This is a genomic window from Delftia sp. NA_296.1, from assembly GCF_052692095.1.
The window spans coordinates 91,690-110,006 of the sequence record NZ_JBQZGF010000002.1; the positions used below are offsets into that span (position 1 = coordinate 91,690).

Below are 18,317 nucleotides of genomic sequence, written 5' to 3' on the forward strand. Positions count from 1 at the left end.
CACGGCGTGGTTGCTGTGCGCGCACTCTAATGCCAGGGCCGGTGGCACAGCCAATGCCGTTTGCAAAAGCCCTTATGCATGCTATGCATAATAGGTGTTTACCCTAGGCATAACCCGTGCACCAAGTCGGGCTCTTGCCGGGCACCCGCATGCACCAACGTGCAGCAAAAAGGGGCTGCGAGAGCCCCTTTTTTCCTGATGCGTGCCGTTTGGCGTGTCAGCCGATGGTCTCGCCCTGCTCCAGCAGGAAGTTCCACAGCGCGCCGGCCACGCCCTGGGGCGCGTCCTTGCTGGCGGGTTTTTCACGGTAGGCGCGCACTTCCATGTCCATGCGAAAACCGTTGTCGCCCGCAGGCGCGGCGCTGACCAGGCGCCCGGCCTCCAGCTCGTTGCGCACGGCGCTGAACGGCAAAAACGCGACGCCATGGCCTTCCAGCGCCATCGCCTTGAGGCCTTCGGCCATGTCGGTCTCGTAGACGCGTTCCAGGTGCACGGCCTCGGCCGCTTCCTTGAGGATGAGCTCCGTCACCCGGCCCAGGTAGGCGCCGGGCGCATAGCCCAGATAAGGCAGCGGCTGGCCCTGGCGGCCCGGCAGCTGGTGCAGCGGCAGGCCATCGGCGTCGGGCTTGGCGTAGGGGGCGAGCACCTCATGGCCCAGGCTGACCATCTCGTAGCGCGCCGGGTCAAGCTGGAAAGGCTGGGACGGATGGAAGTAGGCGATCAGCAGGTCGCAGCCGCCTTCGACCAGGCGCATCACGGCGTCATGCACATTGAGCGCGAACAGCCGGCTGCGGAACGGCCCGAACTTGGCCTGCACGCTGGAGACCCAGTTCGGGAAGAAAGTGAAGGCCAGCGTGTGCGGCACGGCAAACCCCACCATGCCCTTGCCCGCGCTGACGTGGGCACGCAGCATGGTGCGCGTGCTCTGCAGCGACTGCAGCATCTCCAGCGCCTGGTCATACATGGTCTTGCCGGCCGGCGTGAGCCGGGTCGGGTAGGAGCTGCGGTCCACAAGGTCGGTGCCGGCCCAGGCCTCCAGTGCCTGGATGCGGCGCGAGAACGCAGGTTGCGTCACGTGCCGCAGTTGGGCGGAGCGGCTGAAACTGCGTGTTTCAGCCAGGCTGACGAAATCTTCTAGCCATTTGGTTTCCATGCCCGCCATTATCCGCCGGGCCGTGACGGGTGCCTGACAGGGCAGGGATGGTCCCTCTGGCACACCGCATGGATGCGCACATAATGGCGCTGCGCCGCATTTACCCAATGTGACATTTTTTCCTCACGGCCCCCGGCACACGACGCCGAGGAAGCTCAGTGACTGCATCTGCCCCGCCATGTGTAATTTTCTGACTCCCCGCGTCCATGTCATCCCCTCCCACCGAAAACGGCGCCGCTGAGACGCCTTCGCAGCCGGACGAGCCGCGTTCGCTGCGCATCGAGGACTGGCTCACCGTGGTGATCATGGCCCTGCTGGCCCTGATCACCTTCGCCAATGTGCTGGTGCGCTACTTCACCTCCTCCTCCTTCGCCTGGACCGAGGAAATCTCGGTCTTCCTGATGATCCTGCTGGCCATGGTCGCGGGCTCGGCGGCCGTGGCGCGCAACGCCCATATCCGCATCGAGTACTTCGCCGAAGGCGGCAGCGCCCTGCGCAGGAAGCGCCTGGCGCGCTTCGGCACGCTGATGGTGGCCCTGCTGTTCGCCGTGATCGCCGCACTGAGCGTGCGCGTGGTCTGGGACGACTACCGATTCGAGGAAACCTCGCCCGGCATCGGCGTGCCGCAGTGGTGGTATTCGATGTGGCTGCCGATTTGCTCGGCCCTGATCACGGTGCGCGCGCTGCAGCTGTTCCAGCGCCAGGGCCGCCCTGGCGCCTTCGATGACAGCACCGGGGAGAAGGCGCAATGATCGCAACCCTGCTCTTCATCGCCTTCCTGGGCCTGATGTTCCTGGGCGTGCCGATCGGCGCGGCCCTGGGCCTGGCGGGCGCCGCCGCCATCGCGCTGGCCAGCCCCGACACGCAGTGGTTCGGCCTGCTGGCCGTGCCGCAGAACTTCTATGCGGGCCTGGGCAAGTACCCGCTGCTGGCGATTCCGATGTTCGTGCTCGTGGGCTCGATCTTCGACCGCTCTGGCGTGGCGCTGCGCCTGGTGAACTTCGCCGTGGCCATCGTGGGCCGCGGCCCCGGCATGCTGCCCCTGGTGGCGATTGCCGTGGCCATGTTCCTGGGCGGCATCTCGGGCTCGGGTCCGGCCAATGCCGCCGCCGTGGGCGGCGTGATGATCGCGGCCATGAGCCGCGCCGGCTATCCCGGCAGCTTCTCGGCCAGCGTGGTGGGCGCGGCTGCGGCCACCGACATCCTGATCCCGCCGTCCGTGGCCTTCATCATCTACTCGGTGCTGGTGCCCGGCGCCTCGGTGCCGGCGCTGTTTGCGGCCGGCATGATCCCCGGCATCCTGGCCGGCGTGGCGCTGATCATTCCCGCCGTGTGGATGTCGCGCAAGCACAAGATGGGTGCGCTGGAGTCGTCCATGCCGCGCCCGCCGTTCTGGCGCAGCCTGCGCGAGGCCTCCTGGGGCCTGGCCGCTCCGGTGCTGATCCTGGGCGGCATGCGCGCCGGCTGGTTCACCCCCACCGAGGCCGCCGTGGTGGCCGTGTTCTACGGCCTGTTCGTGGGCATGGTGATCCACCGCACCATCACGCTGCGCGACCTCTACCCCATCCTGCGCGAGGCCGGCGAGCTGTCGGCCGTGATCCTGCTGGTGGTGTCGCTGGCCGGCATCTTCGCGTTCTCGCTGTCCACGCTGGGCGTGATCGATCCGGTGGCCAAGGCCATCGTGGACTCGGGCCTGGGCGAGTACGGCGTGATGGCTCTGCTGATCCTGCTGCTGATCACCGTGGGCATGTTCCTGGACGGCATCTCCATCTTCCTGATCTTCGTGCCGCTGCTGCTGCCGATCATGCAGCACTACAACTGGGACCCGGTGTGGTTCGGCGTCATCCTCACGCTCAAGGTGGCGCTGGGCCAGTTCACGCCGCCGCTGGCCGTGAACCTGATGGTGTCCTGCCGCATCGCGGGCGTGCGCATGGAGTCCACCGTGCGCTGGGTCGGCCCCATGCTGCTGGCCATGTTCCTGGTGATGATCGCCGTGATCGCCTTCCCGCAGCTGGCTCTCTGGCTCCCAGCACGCCTGGGCTACTGATTTCCCAAAAATTCAACAAGGAGACCTTCGCAATGAAACTTCGCACTTTCCTCGCCAGCGGCCTGGCCGCGGCTGCGGCCCTGGCCCTTTCGTCCGCTCCCGCAGTGGCGCAGACTCCGGCCAAGTACAAGAGCGAGTACCGCATGTCGCTGGTGCTGGGCACGGCCTTTCCCTGGGGCAAGGGCGGCGAGATCTGGGCCAACAAGGTGCGCGAGCGCACCAACGGCCGCATCAACATCAAGCTCTACCCGGGCGTGTCCCTGATCCAGGGCGACCAGACGCGCGAATTCAGCGCGCTGCGCCAGGGCGTGATCGACATGGCCGTGGGCTCCACGCTGAACTGGTCGCCCCAGATCAAGGAGCTGAACCTGTTCGCCCTGCCCTTCCTCATGCCCGACTACGCCGCCGCCGACGCGCTCACGCATGGCGAGCCCGGCAAGCGCCTGTTCCAGCGCCTGGAAAAGGCCGGCGTGGTGCCGCTGGCCTGGGGCGAGAACGGCTACCGCGAGATCAGCAACTCCAAGCACGCCATCAAGACCCCTGCCGACCTCAAGGGCCTGAAGATCCGCGTCGTGGGCTCGCCGCTGTTCCTGGACACCTTCACCGCGCTGGGCGCCAACCCCACGCAGATGAGCTGGGCCGATGCCCAGCCCGCCATGGCCAGCGGCGCCGTGGACGGCCAGGAAAACCCCGTCTCGGTCTACATGGCCGCCAAGCTGCAGTCCGTGGGCCAGAAGCATCTGACGCTGTGGGGCTACATCAACGATCCGCTGATCTTCGTGGTCAACAAGGACATCTGGGCCACCTGGACCAAGGAAGACCAGGACATCGTGCGCCAGGCCGCCGTGGACGCCGCCAAGGAGCAGATCGTGATCGCGCGCAAGGGCATGATCGAGGCCGACAAGCCGCTGCTCAAGGACCTGGCCGCCAACGGCGTGACCGTGACCCAGCTCACGCCGGCCGAGCGCGAAGCCTTCGTCAAGGCCACGCGCCCCGTCTACGACAAGTGGAAGCAGCAGGTCGGCGCCGACCTGGTGGATGTGGCGGAGAAAGCCATTGCCGCGCGAACTCGTTAGAATGCTATCGGTTGATCGCACACTCCGGTAGAAGCAAAAGGCCCCGCTCTGCGGGGCCTTTTTTTCGCCATCCTCCTGCGCAGGAACGGCCCGGGCCTCCGGCACGCCATCAACGAACGCCATGCCCCATGATGGCCTCGGCGAATGGAACAGCCTCTATGAGGCAGCAGCGCCGGCGCCCTGCACGCCACCCAGCAACATGTCTGTCCCCATCTCGCACAGCAGCTCCTCCAGTGCGCCCGAGGCAATCAGCGGCGAAGCCTCCAGCGAGGCGAAGCGCACCGTGCCCAGCACGGCCCGCGTGGCCACGTAAAGGCGCGCATAGGACAGCGAGGGGCCACCCCAGCGCTGCAGGTGGGCGGCCATGCGCTCGGCGGTCTCGCGCATGGACAGGGCAATGCGCTCGTCACCATCCTGGCGCCAGGCAAAGCGCGCCAGCTTGCGCCGCGCGGGCGTACGGCCCGCAAAGCCCTCGACGATGCAGGCGACCACGCCGCGCGCCACGGCCTCGCGCGGCAGGCCCTGCTCCGACGCCTGCTCCAGCCAGGCCTCGATGGCCGCGACGGCCGCACGGCGCTGGCCATCGACCATGGCACGGAAGACAGCCTGCTTGTCGGGGAAGTACTGGTAGAGCGTGCCGATGGAGACGCCTGCGCGCTCGGCAATGCGGTTGGTGGTGAGCGCGGCTTCGCCCTCCTTGACCAGAATCTGAGCTGCTGCCTGAACAATGGCCTGCAGCGTGCGCTGCGCACGGGCCTGTACGGGCTGTCTTCTTCTCTGGGATTCAGTGGTAGCGGAGGTATGGGAGGGCATGCGGCAAAACCTGAGCACAAGGCGAGTTTTCTGCCCGGAGTTTAAGCACTACAGTGGCCGGCCATTGCAGCAAATCCCAAGGAATACACCATGAAGAAGCATCAGCACACCGGCGCGTGGGAAGCCCTGCCGTGAAGGGCGTGCAACTGCTGGCCCTGGTCGCCGCCCTGTTCGACACGGCGGCCGCGCTGGCCCACTTCGCCTGCATCGTATGGGGGGGACGTGGGCTGCGGCTCATGGGGGCCGGCGAGCGCATGGCGCGCATGGCCGAGGCCGGGCACTGGTATCCGCCACTGGTGTCGGCGGCCATCGGCGTGGTTCTGTCGCTGCTGGCGGGGTATGCGCTGGCAGGCGCGGGCCTGCTGGGACCCCTGCCCTTCATGCGCCCGGTGCTGGCCGGGGCCGGCCTGGTGCTGGTGGCGCGGGCCGTGGCCTTTCCGTGGCTGAAACCACGTTTTCCGGACAACAGCGACCGCTTCTGGCACGTGTCCTCAGCTATCTGCCTGGTCATGGGACTGCTGCACCTGGCAGCAGCCCTTGGGAGGTAAAGGGCTGAATCCAGCCTCAGGCCGTGACGGGCGAGACCAGCGGGCGGCCTTCCAGGTGGCAGCGCATGTTGGCGATGAAGCGGTCCACCGAGGCCTGCACGGCTTCGGGCGACCAGCCGCCCACATGGGGGGTGAGCACCACGGCGTCCAGGTCCAGCAGTTCGGCCGGGGGCGCGGGTTCGCTTTCGTAGACATCCAGGCCCGCGCCGGCGAGGCGGCCTTCGCGCACGGCGGAGGCCAGGGCGGCGGTATCGACCACGCTGCCGCGCGCGATATTGACCAGATGGCCCTGCGGGCCCAGCGCATCCAGCACCTGCGTGTTGATGAGGTGGCGCGTGCCCGGGCCGCCCGGCGTGGCGACCAGCAGCACATCGGCCCATTGCGCCAGGGACAGCAGGTCGCCGAAGTAGCGGTGGGGCAGCTCGCTGCGCTGGCTGCGGTTGTGGTAGCCGATCTCCATCTCGAAGCCCAGCGCGCGCTGGGCGATCTTGGCGCCGATGGCGCCCATGCCGAGGATGCCCAGGCGCTTGTGCGAGACATTGGGCGGCAGCGGCATGGCGGTGCGCCAGACGCCGTCGCGCGTGGCGCGGTCCAGGCGCACCAGACCGCGCACGGAGGCGATCAGCAGGCCCATGGCGTGGTCGGCCACGCAGTCGTCATTGGTGCCCGCGCCATTGCCCACGGCAATGCCATGGGCCTGCGCATGGGCGACATCGATGTTCTCGTAGCCCGCGCCCAGTGCGCAGACCAGCCGCAGCGCAGGCATGCGCTGCATCTGCGCGGCCGACAGGCCGATGGAGCCGATGGTCAGCACGGCCTGGATGCGTGCGCCGTGCTCGGTGAGAGCCGCCTCGCATTGGCTGGCGTCGGGCGTGTAGAGCAGGTCGAAGGAGGGAAAGGCCTGGGCCATCTGGCGCAGATGGCCTTCGGCGTTGAAGTTCAGGACAAGCAGGGCAGGTTGCATGGCGAAAGAGCGGCGCCCGCTGCCGCGGGGAAATCAGCGGCTTCAACGGGCTGTGGGCAAGGGAAAACCCATTGTCCACCCGCCAGGGGCCCTGCGCAGTGCCGCCCTACAGGTCCAGCACCAGCCGGGCGGATTTCGCGCGCGAGCAGCAGGGCAGGAACTGGTCGCAGGCGGCCTGCTCGTCCTCGGTCAGGTACATGTCGCGGTGCTCGGGCTCGCCCGAGAGCACACGCGTGAGGCAGGTGCCGCACACGCCCTGCTCGCACGAGGTCTGCACCTCCACGCCGATGCCGGCCAGCGCCTGGACGACGGTCTGCTCCGGCGCCACGCGCACCACCTGGCCGGTGCTGGCGATCTCGATCTCGAACCCGGCATCGCCCTCGCGCTGCACGGCCTCGCCCGCGAAGAACTCGTAGTGCAGGCTGTCCTCGCCCCAGCCCGACGCGCGGGCATGGCCCAGCGCCGCGTCCATGAAGCCGCGCGGGCCGCAGACATACAGGTGCAGGCCCGCCTGCGGGGCGCCGAGCAGCTGCGCCATGTCGAGCGCGCCCTCGCCATCCACATGCAGGTGCACGCGGTCGGCCCAGGGCATGGACTGCAGCAGGGCCGTGAAGGCCATGCGCTCGCGCGAACGCGCGCAGTAGTGCAGTTCAAAGTCGGCACCCTCGCGCGCCAGCTGGCGCGCCATGGCCAGCACGGGCGTGATGCCTATGCCGCCGGCCAGCAGCAGATGCCGCGCAGGGCCGTCTGCATGCAGCGCGAAGTGGTTGCGCGGCGCGCCGATGGCGATCTGCTGGCCTTCCTGCACCTGTTCGTGCACGGCGGCCGAGCCGCCGCGCGAGGCGGCTTCGCGCAGCACGCCGACCACGTAGCGGCCCGTGTCCTGCGGGTCGTTGCACAGCGAGTACTGGCGCACCAGGCCGCCGGGCAGGTGCAGGTCGATGTGCGAGCCGGCCGTGAAGGCGGGCAGGCTTTCGCCGTCCAGCGGCACGAGTTCAAGGCTGCAGATGTCCTGCGCCTCGGCGCATTTGCGCGCGACGCGCACCTGGAGGATGGGGTTGGCTTGCATGGGGAAACGTGGGAATGGAGGGGTTCGGAAAAATCAGGCCGCCGCCCGCGCCTGGGCGCTGGCCTCGCGCAGCCGGTGGATGACGCGGCGCGCGCGGTTGGGGCCGGCGTCCACGTGGATGTCGATGACGGGGCGCGCGCCAAAGCGCTGCTGGTTGCGGAACTGGGCCTCGATGACGACCTTGTCCTCCTCGAAGGTGGCGGCCGTCTGGTCGATCACCAGGCGCATGGTGTCCTGCATGTCGGGATGCGGGTTGGTGGCAATGGTCCAGAAGTAGTGGGCCGAATGCTCGGTCTCCGGCGTCACGCCGTGAAATCCCCGCATGTGAAAGCCTTCGCGCTGCGGATCGTCCAACTGCCCGCTGCCTGCGTCCATGGCACCGGTCCAGATGCGCACATGCGAGGGGTGGAACTCCACCTCCTGCCAGCGGTCGATGCGGCCCGCGAACGGCCAGGCCGCCGCATAGGTGGGCGGCGGGTCGGAGTCGGGCATCCAGCGCAGCACGGTGACGCTGTCGCCCTCCTGGCGCACCTTGAGCTCGGCATTCATGTGGACGCCGGCATTGCCGCCGATGGTCTTGAGGTGCACATAGCCCAGGTGGCTGAGGTCCAGCAGGTTGTCGTGGATGAGCTGGTAGGGCGCGTCGTAGTGGTAGACATCGCCGCCGAAGCGGTAGCGCGCATCGCCGTGCACGGGATAGGCGGGCGGCTCCTGCGCGGGCACGGAATCGGGCGTGGCGCCCATCCAGATCCAGAGGATCTGGTCACGCTCGCGCAGGTCGAAGGACTTGACGCAGGCCTTGGGCGGTATGCGCTGCTGCCCCGGAATCTCCAGGCACTGCCCGGCGCGGTCGAACAGCAGGCCGTGGTAGCCGCAGCGCAGGCCGCGCGCCTCCACCGTGCCGCAGGACAGCGGCAGCTCGCGGTGGCAGCAGCGGTCTTCCAGCGCGGCGACGCTGCCATCGGGCGTGCGAAACAGCACGACGGGCCGGTCCAGCAGGGTGCGGGCCAGTGGCGCGTCCTGCAGCTCCCAGGCAAAGCCGGCGACATACCACTGGTCCAGCGGGAAGGCGGGCGTGGAGGCAGGTGCAATGGTGGTGCATTCGGTCATGGGGTTCTCCTTCTTGTCTGCAAGTCGCGCTCAATGCGCCGACAGCGCGCGGCCCGCGGCTGCGGACCTGCCGGCTTCGGGCCCTTGCAGCCGGTGCAGCGACACGATGCAGGCCGCGAACACGAAGGCCGCGCCATAACCCACGTACAGCTGGCTGGCCGACCAGGAGGCGTCGAGCAGCGAGCCCGCGACCATGGGCGAGACGATGGCGCCGATGCGCCCTATGCCTATGCCCCAGCCCACGCCGGTCACACGCACCTCGCCGCCATAGACCATGGGCGCGATGGCATAGAGCCCCGCCACGCAGCCGTTGACGAAGACGCCGATCAGGAAGGCCAGCGCATACGACAGCAGCAGCGAGCCCGGATTGCTCACGATGAAGCACAGCAGCACGGCCGTGGCCAGCATGAAGCCGGCCAGTGCGCGGTGCACGGGATAGCGCGCCGCCAGCAGGCCCAGCAAGGTGGCGCCCAGGATGCCGCCCAGGCTCAGCAGCACGCCGCCCGTCACGCCCTGCTCGGGCGTGAGACCCGAGGCGGCCAGCAGCTTGGGCGTCCAGCTCATGACGAAGTAAAAGCCGAACATCACCGCGAAGAACGACAGCCAGACCAGCAGCGTGGGCCGGCGCAGGCCCGGCGCGAACAGCTGCAGCGGGCCACGCCGCGCCGACCCCGCCGCCGAGGGCGCGGCAGGCGGCAGCGCAGCCAATGCGGGCAGGCCCAGCCGGCTGACCAGGGCGTTGAGCCGCTGCAGCGCGCCGGCCGGGCGCCGCGCCAGCAGGAAGTCCATGGATTCGGGCAGTCGCCACCAGGCCAGGACCAGCACGCCCAGCGTCACGCAGCCGCCGAAGAGGAAGACCGCGCGCCAGTCATGGCGCCCCAGCAGCCACACCGCGATGGAGCCGCCAATGCTGGCGCCCAACGCATAGCCCGTGGACTGCAGGGTGACGGCCAGGCTGCGCCAGCGCTGCGAGGCGTATTCGCTGGCGATCACGTTGCTGCAGGCCAGGATGCCGCCCACGCCCAGGCCCGTGAGCACGCGCAGCGCCGCAAGCTGGATGGCGCTGTGGCTGAAGGCCGAGCCCAGCATGCCCACGCCCGAGAGGGCCAGGCAGGCCAGGATCAGCGGTCGGCGGCCCAGCCGGTCGGCCCAGGGCGCGATCAGCAGCGATCCGCCCGCCATGCCGAACAGGCCCGCGCTGAGCAGAAAGCCCAGCTGGGCGCCGCTGAGCTGCCAGTGCGCCGACACGGCCGAGGCCGTGAAGGCCATGACCAGCACGTCGAAGCCGTCGATCATGTTGAGCACCATGCACAGGGCTATGACCGACCACTGGAAGCGTGTCATGGGCCGCTGGTCCACGCTGGCGCGCAGATCGGCGCTCATGGCCGCACCCCCTGCGAAAAGGGGATGGAAGATGCGGCGGCGCGGGGCCGCTGCAGGCGAGGGGCAAGCAGGCAGGCAGTCATCGTGGGTCTCCTTGGGGTGGAAGCTCTGACCGAGCTTTCTTGTGTTTTCAGCCGTTTTCAGCAGTTCATTACGTATGCTGAATGTGATTCAGTTTACTGAATGATGATGTACGTCAAATACCGGGTTTCCCCGATCAGGATCGGCTCGCCATGCGCGCTGGCGGCCAGGCCGCCCTCAGTCGGGGGACGATGTTTCCGTGGATTCGCGCACGTCGTGCAGCTGCACGAACTTGCGCAGCAGGCGCTTGAACTCGGCCTGCTCTTGGGGTTCGAGCGCGGCCAGCATGCGCTCGTGCAGTTCGTGGACATTGGGCACGAAGCCGGCCAGCATGGTCTCGCCCTCGGCCGTGAGTGTCAGGCGCCGCTGGCGCCGGGGCAGGATCTCGCGCAGCACCCAGCCCTTGGCCTCCAGGCGCGCCGCGATGTCGGCCGTGGTGGAGTTGTCCAGCGCCACCAGCCGCGCCAGCGTCACCTGGTCGATGCCCGGCTTTTCCTGCAGCATGCGCAGGATGGCGTACTGCACCGGCGTCACGTCCGGCCCCAGCACGTCGCGGAACAGCTGCGCCGCGATCTGCTGCGCGCGCCGGATCAGGTGGCCCGGCTGGTCGTAGAGGTCGATGGAAAGCGGATCGGAGGCGGAGTGGACCATCGGTGGCGGCAGGCCTTGCGGCCCTGGGGTTGAAGCCCGCCGAGGTTACCCCATCCCCGGCACCGCCCGCGCCTGCTGGCCTGGCCATGCCGGCAGCCTCAGGCCACGGTGGCGGCAGGCTGGGCCGCTGCTGCGGCCACCGCCGCCGCCTGCTGCTCCTGCGCAATCCATTTGTCGATGACCTTGCGCGACTGCACGCCGCCCGCATCAATGTTGAGCTTGAGCAGCTTGCGGTCGGGGTGGGCACTGAGGTTGCGCTGCTGCAGCTCCAGCATCTGCAGGTCTTCGCTGAAGATCTTGTGCTGGCCCTCGCGGATGCGGTCGGTGACTTCGGCATCGCCCGGATTGAAGCGGCGCGCCATGCCCCAGAAGTACCACATGGACTCCTCGGTCTCCGGCGTGATGAAGTCCACCACCATGCTGTAGACCTTGTGTTCGTCGGGCGCGTCGTAGCCGCCGTGGCCTGCATGGGCCACGCCGACCTCGATCAGCACATGGCTGGGCGGGGTGAAGCGGCAGACCTGCCAGCGGTCCACGGGCACCTCGTCGGCCAGGCCGTTGCTGCGCAGCGCCATCTTCCAGAACGGGGGGGCGGGGATGTCGTTCATGAAGCGGCTGGTGACGACCTCGACATCGGCGCCCTCGCCGCGCGTCTCGGTCTTGCAGGGCGTCTCGTCGATCTCGGCCTGGCCGATGGAGCTGGCGTGCACATAGGTCTCGTGCGTCAGGTCCATGAGGTTGTCGATCATCAGCCGGTAGTCGGCCTGGATGTGGAACATGCCGCCGCCGTAGGCCCATTCGGGGTTGTCGTGCCAGGGCAGCTTCGGAATCAGGGCGGCATCGGCCAGCGCCTTGTCGCCAGGCCAGACCCAGATGAAGCCGTGGCGCTCCTCGACGGGATAGCTGCGGATCTCGGGGAAGCCGCGCACGCGCTGGCCCGGCATGGCAATGGTCTTGCCGTCGCAGCCCATCTCCAGCCCGTGGTAGCCGCAGACCAGCTTGCCCTCGCAGACAAAGCCCAGCGACAGGGGCGCGCCGCGGTGCGGGCAGAAATCCTCCACGGCGGCAACGCCGTGCTGCGCGCGGTAGAACGCAATGCGCTCGCCGCAGATGCGACGGCCCAGCGGCTTGTCCTGGATCTCGTCGGACGTGGCGGCCACGTACCAGGTGTTCTTGGGGAATGTGCTCATGGGGGGTCTCCTTTATGGGTGGGTCCGCAGTCCTTGGCGCTGCGGTGGCTGGGGCACGGGCGGCCGAGGCCGCCGGCACGTATCAAGCGCAGATCAAGCGCAGATCAGACTCGAATCAGGCTCGGATCAACTGCACGCCGGGAACCGCATGGCTGCCGGGCTCGCTCACGGCCTCGCGCAGGTTGCGGCGCGCAATGCGCGAGTGCTCCTTCATCAGCGCCTCGGCCCGGGCGCCCTCGCGCGCGGCAATGGCGTCCAGCACCTGGCGGTGCTGATCCTGGGCCACCATCAGGCTGTGGCGCGCACGCGGCGATTCGGCCCGCGCCAGCACAAAGCCCGAGGGCGAGGCGAAGGGCATGCGCACCACGCGCTCCAGCTCGCGCTGCATGACGCTGCTGCCGGCCATGGAGTGCAGCAGGTCGTGAAATTCGGAGTTCAGCGCCACATAGCGCGAGAAGGCCTCATCGCCCCAGTCGGCCGTCTCCAGCACACGGTCGATGGCGTCCAGGCAGCGGCCGGCCTGCGCCAGCAGCGGCTCTGCCACGCCGCGCTCGGCCGCCCAGCGCGCGGCCAGGCCTTCCAGCGTGCCGCGCAGCTCGATGGCATCGGCCACATCGGCTTCGGAGAACAGCCGCACGCGGTAGCCGCGCCCGCCGGCCATGGCTTCGAGCAGGCCTTCCTGCTCCAGCCGCATCAGCGCGGCGCGCACCGGCGTGCGCGAGATGCCCAGGCGCTGCACCACGGTCAGCTCGGCGATGCGCTCGCCTGCGGGCAGTTCGCCCGCAAGAATCATCTCGCGCAGTTGCAGCTGGGCCTTGATGACCTGGGAGTGGCTTTCCGCTTCGGAGGCGGCGGGGGCAAGCTGGGGGCTCATGGGGCTTTGTCTGGATGGAATGGCGTGAATGTATACATCCAAGGCGATTCATGGTGCATTTTTCCGCAAAAACACGGGAAAACACCAATCAAATGTATACAACCAATCCCAGCAAAGACAGTGACCCGCCTGTTTGTATACATCGCCATGGCATCATGGCCGGCTCCCTTTTTCCCCTGCCGCTGCAACCCAGGAGGTCACCCTTGCCGACGTTTTCCCGACACCCCGCCATGGCCGCCCACATCCTCAACCTGGCACGGGATGCCAGCGCCGATGCGCAGGCTCCGCAGGCCTATCCGATCAAGGACTTCTTCCGCAATCCGGAGCGCGGCTTCTTCCGCCTGGCCGATGACGGAAGCATGCTGGGCTTCATGCAGCCCGTCAGCGTGGACGGCCATCCGGCGCGCATGAACATCCATGTGCAGGCGCTGGCGGGCAGCACCCCTGTGGGCGAGCCGCGCCGCATCACGGCCGAGACCGAGCGCGACATCAGCAACTTCTTCTGGAAGGGCTCGGATGTGGTGCTCTACCAGAAGGACTTCGGCGGCGACGAGAACTTCCACGTGCTGGCGGTCAACGCGCGCAGCGGCGAAGCCACCGACCTGACGCCCTGGGACGGCGTGCGCGCCAGCATCGAGGACGACCTGGAAGACGACCCCGACCATGTGCTGATCAGCCACAACCAGCGCGATGCCGAGGTCTTCGACGTGTACCGCGTGAACGTGCACACGGGCGCGGCGCAACTGGTGGCGCAGAACCCCGGCAACATCGTCGGCTGGCAGACCGACCATGCGGGCCGCGTGCGGGCCGCCGTGGCCAGTGACGGCCTGAACAGCGCCCTGCTTTACCGCGACGACGAGGCCGGCGAGTTCCAGACCCTGATCACCACCGACTACCGCACCAGCGTCAGCCCGGCCTTCTTCACCTTCGACGACCAAAAGCTCTACGCCCTGTCCAACCGGGGCCGCGACAAGCTGGCCCTGGTGGTCATCGACCCGGCCCGGCCCGACGAGGAAGAGGAAATCTTCGTGCCCGAAGAAGTCGATCTGGGCGCGGCGGCCTATTCGCGCAAGCGCCGCGTGCTGACCCTGGCCGCCTACCAGACCGACAAGCCGCAGTACCGCTTCTTCGATGCCGAGACCGAAGCCCTGTACGGCCGGCTGGCTGCGCAGCTGCCGGGCTACGACTTCGCCATCCAGGGCGCCAACCGCGCCGAGGACAAGTTCATCGTTGCCGCCTTCAACGACCGCACGCCGGGCGCGCGCTACATCTACGACGCGGCCGCCGATGCGCTGACCAAGCTGGCCGACATCAACCCGGCCATTCCCGAGTCCGCCATGTCGCGCGTGCAGCCCGTCAGCTACACCAGCCGAGACGGCCTGACCATCCACGGCTACCTGACCCTGCCGGCCGGCCGCGAGCCCAGGAACCTGGCCTGCATCATCAACCCGCACGGCGGCCCCTGGGCCCGCGACGGCTGGGGCTACAACCCCGAGGTGCAGTTCCTCGCCAACCGGGGGTTCTGCGTGCTGCAGGTGAACTTCCGGGGCTCCACGGGGTATGGCCGCGCGTTCTGGGAAGCGGGATTCGGCCAATGGGGCCTGAAGATGCAGGACGACATCACCGATGGCGTGCACTGGCTGATCGACCAAGGCATTGCCGACCCTGCGCGCATCGGCATCTACGGCGGCAGCTATGGCGGCTATGCCACGCTGGCCGGCGTGGCCTTCACGCCCGACCTGTATGCGGCGGCCGTGGACTATGTGGGCGTGTCCAACCTGTTCACCTTCATGAAGACCATTCCGCCCTACTGGAAGCCGCTGCTGGACCAGATGCACGCCATGGTGGGCGACCCCGAGCGCGACAGGGAGCGCCTGGCCGCCACCTCGCCGGCCCTGCATGTGGACCGCATCAAGGCCCCGCTGTTCATCGCCCAGGGCGCGCGCGATCCGCGCGTGAACAAGGACGAGAGCGACCAAGTGGTGAAGGCGCTGCGCGAGCGCGGCGTCGAGGTGCAGTACATGGTCAAGGACAACGAGGGCCACGGCTTTCACAACGACGAGAACAAGTTCGAGTTCTACGAAGCCATGGAGCAGTTCCTGGTCACGCACCTCAAGCCCTGAAGCCGTCCAGGCGCCCGGCCACCCGGTCGCCCGGCCGCCCGGTCGCACCGCGCTACAGCACGGCGGGCTCCCCGCTTTGCTGCAGCGCCCACATGTCCGCATAGCGCCCGCCCGCCGCGACCAGCTGGGCGTGGGTGCCGCGCTCGACGATGCGCCCGGCATCCATGACCAGGATCTCGTGCGCATCGACCACGGTGGACAGGCGGTGGGCAATCACCAGCGCCGTCTTGTTGCGCGCGGCGCTTTGCAGCTCGGCCTGGATGGCGCGCTCGTTGGCCGAGTCCAGCGCCGAAGTCGCCTCGTCAAAGATCAGGATGGGCGGGTCCTTGAGCAGGGTGCGCGCAATCGCCACGCGCTGCTTTTCGCCGCCCGACAGCTTGAGGCCGCGCTCGCCCACGCGCGTGGCATAGCCCTGGGGCGTGGCCTCGATGAAGTCGTGGATGCGCGCGGCGCGCGCGGCCGCCACCACCTGGTCGCGGCTGGCGCCGGGGCGGCCGTAGGCGATGTTGTATTCCACCGTGTCGTTGAAGAGCACCGTGTCCTGCGGCACGATGCCCACGGCGCCGCGCACGCTGTCCTGGGTCAGCTCGCGCAGGTCGCGCCCGGCAATGCGCACATGGCCGGACTGCACGTCGTAGAAGCGGAAGATCAGCCGCGCCAGCGTGCTCTTGCCCGAGCCCGAAGGGCCGACCACGGCCACGGTCTTGCCGGCGGGAATGATGAAGCTCACATCCTTGAGGATGGGCCGCTCGGGGTCATAGGCAAAGTCCACATGCTCGAAGCGCAGCTCGGGCGGTGCGCCGTCGGCCGGCAGGGGCCGGGCGCCGGGCGCGTCGGCCACCTCGCGCTCCTTGTCCATGAGGGTGAACATGCGCTCCAGGTCGGTCAGGCTCTGCTTGATCTCGCGGTAGATCACGCCCAGAAAGCCCAGCGGGATGTAGAGCTGGATCATGAAGGCATTGACCATGACCAGGTCGCCCAGCGACAGCCGCCCGTCCACCACACCCTGCGTGGCGCGCCAGAGGATGGCGACCAGGGCCGTGGCGATGATCAGCTGCTGCCCGCAGTTGAGCATGCTCAGAGTGGTCTGGCTCTTGAGGCGCACGCGGCGCAGCGCCTCCAGGTTCTCGTCATAGCGCCGCGCCTCGAAGCCCTCGTTGCCGAAGTACTTGACGGTCTCGTAGTTCAGCAGCGAGTCGATGGCCTTGGTGTGCGCCGCCGACTCCTGGGCATTGGCCTCGCGCCGAAAGCGCGTGCGCCACTCGGTCACCGTGACCGTGAACGTGATGTAGAACACCAGCGCCGCCAGCGTGATGACCGCGAACCAGATGTCGAAGCGCAGCGCCAGGATGCCCAGCACCAGCGCCATCTCGATGAAGGTGGGCAGGATGCTGTAGAGCGAATACGAGATCAGCGACTCGGTGCTGCGCACGCCGCGCTCGATGTCGCGCGTCATGCCGCCGGTCTGGCGCTCCAGGTGAAAGCGCAGGCTCAGCGCATGCAGGTGTTCGAAGGTGGACAGCGCAATCGCCCGCGAGGCGCCCTGCGTGGCCTTGGCAAAGACCAGGTCGCGCAGCTCGGTGAACAGCGAGCTGGAAAAGCGCAGCAGCCCGTAGGCCAGCAGCAGGGCCACGGGCACGACGAGCACGGCCCGGGCGTCGCCGGCCTTCAGATCCAGCGCATCGACCAGGTGCTTGAGCAGCACCGGCACGCCCACGTTGGCGAGCTTGGCCCCGATCATGAAGCCCAGCGCCGCCAGCACGCGCCACTTGTATTGCCACAGGTAGGGCAGCAGGCGCCGCAGCGCGTTCCAGTCCCGCGACGGTGCCGGGGTTGGGACTAAGGGTAAATCCGTAGGGGAAGCGCTCTCGCGTCGCATGAAAGACAATTCTCGGTTGTTATATTGACCCGATTGTGCCCATGCCACCCCGCCCCGACCTCCCGCCCCATCCCTTGCCCGCAGACAAGGAGCTGGTTCTCAAGGTCATTCCCATGCCCGCCGATGTCAACGCCAATGGCGACATCTTCGGCGGCTGGGTCATGGCGCAGGTCGACCTGGCAGGTTCCGTGCTGCCCTCGCGCCTGGGCCAGAGCCGCATGGTCACCGTGGCCGTGAACGAGTTCATCTTCAAGCAGCCCGTGCGCGTGGGCGACATCCTGTCGTTCTACTCCAGCGTGCAGCGCGTGGGCCGTACCTCGGTCACTGTCGATGTCGAGGTCTATGCCGAGCGCTTTGCCGACCAGGGCCGCTTCGTCAAGGTGACCGAAGCCCTGCTGACCTACGTGGCCATCGACGGCCAGGGCAAGCCCCAGTCACTGCCGGACAACGACCAGGTGCGCTCCTGGCGCGCAGCGGCCGAGCGCAATGCAGAACGCAAGCAGCAGCAGGCCGGCTGAACCCGCCCCGCCTCTGCAGCCATGAAAAAAGCGACCTTCGCAGGTCGCTTTTTCATTTCCGGCAGCAGAGATGGCTCATGCCAGCGACGGCGTGACGCGCGGCTGCAGCGAGGCCGCTGCGGTGGCCGCAGCAGCCAGGGCAGCGGAACTGCTGGCGGCGCTGTCGCTGGAGACGGCCGACGAGGAGGACATGCTGGAGGCGCTGGATGCCACGGCCGAACCCGAAGATGAACGCGGCGAGGAACCGGCCTCGATCTGGCCCGTGAGCTCGCCGCCCTCTTCGATCACCACCTTGCCATAGCGGATCTTGCCGCTGACCTTGCCCGTGCCGTAGATGACCAGCTTCTCGCGCACGGTCAGCGTGCCGTCGAACACGCCATGGATCTCGGCGATGTCGATCTCTGCCGTGCCATGGAAGGCGCCCTGCTCGGCGATCTGGATCACGCGCGAGTCCATGGTGGCCTCCACCGTGCCTTCGACCACCAGCGTGTCGCAATCGGTGATCTCAACGCCCTTGAGCTTGATGTTGGGGCCCACGGTGAGCTTGCTGCCCGGAGAGTCCTGCGACACAGGCGAGGCCTGGCGCTGGGTGGATGCCGGGCTGCTCACGCTGGAGCTGGGCATGACGGCTCCCGAAGGGCTGCCGCCCGTGCTGGCGGCGCCTGTGCCGCTGCCCAGGGTGTTGCGGGAGGTGAAAGCATCGTTGTCGCGCTTGCCAAAGAACGGGTTCTGAACAGCCATGGGTGGGTCTCCTTCGGAAAAATCCGATGCTACGCACACGAACTGGCAACAAATGCCGGCATCTCGCAAGAACGGTAACGAGATGGTTCTCCCGTTT

17 protein-coding genes are annotated in these 18,317 nt (G+C 68.1%); 6 read left to right on the forward strand and 11 right to left on the reverse strand.

Annotated features, from left to right (window positions below; all coding sequences use genetic code 11):
* Window positions 1–217: 217 nt before the first annotated feature.
* Window positions 218–1,153, reverse strand: a complete 936-nt coding sequence (locus ACUTR7_RS04905) for a LysR substrate-binding domain-containing protein (protein WP_170962088.1) — start codon at window positions 1,151–1,153, stop codon at window positions 218–220.
* A gap of 206 nt (window positions 1,154–1,359) precedes the next feature.
* On the opposite strand from ACUTR7_RS04905, the gene ACUTR7_RS04910 reads away from it, so the two are divergent.
* From ACUTR7_RS04910 to ACUTR7_RS04920, 3 genes are read left to right on the forward strand one after another with little or no spacing between them, the layout of a single operon-like run.
* Window positions 1,360–1,905 (forward strand): TRAP transporter small permease, encoded by a 546-nt coding sequence (locus ACUTR7_RS04910; protein ID WP_013804178.1) that lies wholly within the window; start codon window positions 1,360–1,362, stop codon window positions 1,903–1,905.
* On the forward strand, window positions 1,902–3,200 hold the full coding sequence (locus ACUTR7_RS04915; protein WP_043819923.1) for a TRAP transporter large permease: 1,299 nt from the start codon (window positions 1,902–1,904) through the stop codon (window positions 3,198–3,200). Before ACUTR7_RS04910 ends, ACUTR7_RS04915 begins: the two co-directional genes overlap by 4 nt.
* A gap of 32 nt (window positions 3,201–3,232) precedes the next feature.
* Entirely contained in the window at window positions 3,233–4,276 is a 1,044-nt protein-coding gene (locus ACUTR7_RS04920; protein ID WP_097203683.1) for a DctP family TRAP transporter solute-binding subunit, read from the forward strand.
* Between the two features lie 156 nt (window positions 4,277–4,432).
* On the opposite strand, the gene ACUTR7_RS04925 is transcribed toward ACUTR7_RS04920, so the two are convergent.
* Window positions 4,433–5,089, reverse strand: a complete 657-nt coding sequence (locus ACUTR7_RS04925) for a TetR/AcrR family transcriptional regulator (protein ID WP_065348000.1) — start codon at window positions 5,087–5,089, stop codon at window positions 4,433–4,435.
* 116 nt (window positions 5,090–5,205) lie between these two features.
* Between ACUTR7_RS04925 and ACUTR7_RS04930 the strand changes: the two genes are divergently transcribed.
* Complete coding sequence (locus ACUTR7_RS04930; RefSeq protein WP_445608271.1) at window positions 5,206–5,637, forward strand: hypothetical protein; 432 nt, start codon at window positions 5,206–5,208, stop codon at window positions 5,635–5,637.
* 16 nt (window positions 5,638–5,653) lie between these two features.
* Here ACUTR7_RS04930 and ACUTR7_RS04935 read toward each other — a convergent pair whose 3' ends face one another.
* The 7 genes from ACUTR7_RS04935 to ACUTR7_RS04965 form a co-directional block, all read right to left on the reverse strand.
* Window positions 5,654–6,601, reverse strand: a complete 948-nt coding sequence (locus tag ACUTR7_RS04935; protein ID WP_216293899.1) for a 2-hydroxyacid dehydrogenase — start codon at window positions 6,599–6,601, stop codon at window positions 5,654–5,656.
* A 106-nt stretch (window positions 6,602–6,707) separates the two neighbouring features.
* A complete protein-coding gene (locus ACUTR7_RS04940) occupies window positions 6,708–7,670 on the reverse strand; it encodes a PDR/VanB family oxidoreductase (protein WP_216293898.1) in 963 nt (320 codons plus the stop codon).
* 33 nt (window positions 7,671–7,703) lie between these two features.
* Window positions 7,704–8,780 (reverse strand): Rieske 2Fe-2S domain-containing protein, encoded by a 1,077-nt coding sequence (locus ACUTR7_RS04945; RefSeq protein ID WP_445608272.1) that lies wholly within the window; start codon window positions 8,778–8,780, stop codon window positions 7,704–7,706.
* Window positions 8,781–8,810: 30 nt separating this feature from the next.
* Window positions 8,811–10,163, reverse strand: coding sequence for an MFS transporter (locus tag ACUTR7_RS04950; RefSeq protein WP_445608273.1), 1,353 nt, complete (start codon window positions 10,161–10,163; stop codon window positions 8,811–8,813).
* 258 nt (window positions 10,164–10,421) lie between these two features.
* Window positions 10,422–10,895 carry a MarR family winged helix-turn-helix transcriptional regulator gene (locus ACUTR7_RS04955; RefSeq protein WP_445608274.1) on the reverse strand — a complete coding sequence of 158 codons (474 nt, stop codon included), beginning with the start codon at window positions 10,893–10,895 and terminating at the stop codon, window positions 10,422–10,424.
* A gap of 98 nt (window positions 10,896–10,993) precedes the next feature.
* The gene (locus tag ACUTR7_RS04960) at window positions 10,994–12,085 is read right to left on the reverse strand and encodes a Rieske 2Fe-2S domain-containing protein (protein WP_445608275.1); all 1,092 of its coding nucleotides are present in this window, start codon (window positions 12,083–12,085) and stop codon (window positions 10,994–10,996) included.
* Window positions 12,086–12,200: 115 nt separating this feature from the next.
* Entirely contained in the window at window positions 12,201–12,959 is a 759-nt protein-coding gene (locus tag ACUTR7_RS04965) for a GntR family transcriptional regulator (protein WP_012203281.1), read from the reverse strand.
* A 230-nt stretch (window positions 12,960–13,189) separates the two neighbouring features.
* Here ACUTR7_RS04965 and ACUTR7_RS04970 point away from each other — a divergent pair, with 230 nt between their 5' ends.
* Window positions 13,190–15,082, forward strand: coding sequence for an alpha/beta hydrolase family protein (locus ACUTR7_RS04970; RefSeq protein ID WP_445608509.1), 1,893 nt, complete (start codon window positions 13,190–13,192; stop codon window positions 15,080–15,082).
* A 52-nt stretch (window positions 15,083–15,134) separates the two neighbouring features.
* Here ACUTR7_RS04970 and ACUTR7_RS04975 read toward each other — a convergent pair whose 3' ends face one another.
* Window positions 15,135–16,961 (reverse strand): ABCB family ABC transporter ATP-binding protein/permease, encoded by a 1,827-nt coding sequence (locus tag ACUTR7_RS04975; RefSeq protein WP_445608276.1) that lies wholly within the window; start codon window positions 16,959–16,961, stop codon window positions 15,135–15,137.
* Between the two features lie 41 nt (window positions 16,962–17,002).
* On the opposite strand from ACUTR7_RS04975, the gene ACUTR7_RS04980 reads away from it, so the two are divergent.
* Window positions 17,003–17,479 carry an acyl-CoA thioesterase gene (locus ACUTR7_RS04980; protein WP_012203278.1) on the forward strand — a complete coding sequence of 159 codons (477 nt, stop codon included), beginning with the start codon at window positions 17,003–17,005 and terminating at the stop codon, window positions 17,477–17,479.
* A 75-nt stretch (window positions 17,480–17,554) separates the two neighbouring features.
* On the opposite strand, the gene ACUTR7_RS04985 is transcribed toward ACUTR7_RS04980, so the two are convergent.
* Window positions 17,555–18,220: a bactofilin family protein gene (locus tag ACUTR7_RS04985; RefSeq protein ID WP_445608277.1), complete on the reverse strand. Its 666-nt coding sequence runs from the start codon at window positions 18,218–18,220 to the stop codon at window positions 17,555–17,557.
* Window positions 18,221–18,317 lie beyond the last annotated feature (97 nt).

Bases quoted from the DNA above. Each gene is read 5' to 3' on its own strand.
- ACUTR7_RS04935 (WP_216293899.1), bottom strand. From the start codon at position 6,601: ATGCAACCTGCCCTGCTTGTCCTGAACTTCAACGCCGAAGGCCATCTG.
- ACUTR7_RS04915 (WP_043819923.1), top strand. From the start codon at position 1,902: ATGATCGCAACCCTGCTCTTCATCGCCTTCCTGGGCCTGATGTTCCTG.
- ACUTR7_RS04970 (WP_445608509.1), top strand. From the start codon at position 13,190: ATGGCCGCCCACATCCTCAACCTGGCACGGGATGCCAGCGCCGATGCG.
- ACUTR7_RS04920 (WP_097203683.1), top strand. From the start codon at position 3,233: ATGAAACTTCGCACTTTCCTCGCCAGCGGCCTGGCCGCGGCTGCGGCC.
- ACUTR7_RS04955 (WP_445608274.1), bottom strand. From the start codon at position 10,895: ATGGTCCACTCCGCCTCCGATCCGCTTTCCATCGACCTCTACGACCAG.
- ACUTR7_RS04975 (WP_445608276.1), bottom strand. From the start codon at position 16,961: ATGCGACGCGAGAGCGCTTCCCCTACGGATTTACCCTTAGTCCCAACC.
- ACUTR7_RS04950 (WP_445608273.1), bottom strand. From the start codon at position 10,163: ATGAGCGCCGATCTGCGCGCCAGCGTGGACCAGCGGCCCATGACACGC.
- ACUTR7_RS04985 (WP_445608277.1), bottom strand. From the start codon at position 18,220: ATGGCTGTTCAGAACCCGTTCTTTGGCAAGCGCGACAACGATGCTTTC.
- ACUTR7_RS04925 (WP_065348000.1), bottom strand. From the start codon at position 5,089: ATGCCCTCCCATACCTCCGCTACCACTGAATCCCAGAGAAGAAGACAG.
- ACUTR7_RS04945 (WP_445608272.1), bottom strand. From the start codon at position 8,780: ATGACCGAATGCACCACCATTGCACCTGCCTCCACGCCCGCCTTCCCG.
- ACUTR7_RS04940 (WP_216293898.1), bottom strand. From the start codon at position 7,670: ATGCAAGCCAACCCCATCCTCCAGGTGCGCGTCGCGCGCAAATGCGCC.
- ACUTR7_RS04980 (WP_012203278.1), top strand. From the start codon at position 17,003: ATGCCACCCCGCCCCGACCTCCCGCCCCATCCCTTGCCCGCAGACAAG.
- ACUTR7_RS04910 (WP_013804178.1), top strand. From the start codon at position 1,360: ATGTCATCCCCTCCCACCGAAAACGGCGCCGCTGAGACGCCTTCGCAG.
- ACUTR7_RS04905 (WP_170962088.1), bottom strand. From the start codon at position 1,153: ATGGAAACCAAATGGCTAGAAGATTTCGTCAGCCTGGCTGAAACACGC.
- ACUTR7_RS04965 (WP_012203281.1), bottom strand. From the start codon at position 12,959: ATGAGCCCCCAGCTTGCCCCCGCCGCCTCCGAAGCGGAAAGCCACTCC.
- ACUTR7_RS04960 (WP_445608275.1), bottom strand. From the start codon at position 12,085: ATGAGCACATTCCCCAAGAACACCTGGTACGTGGCCGCCACGTCCGAC.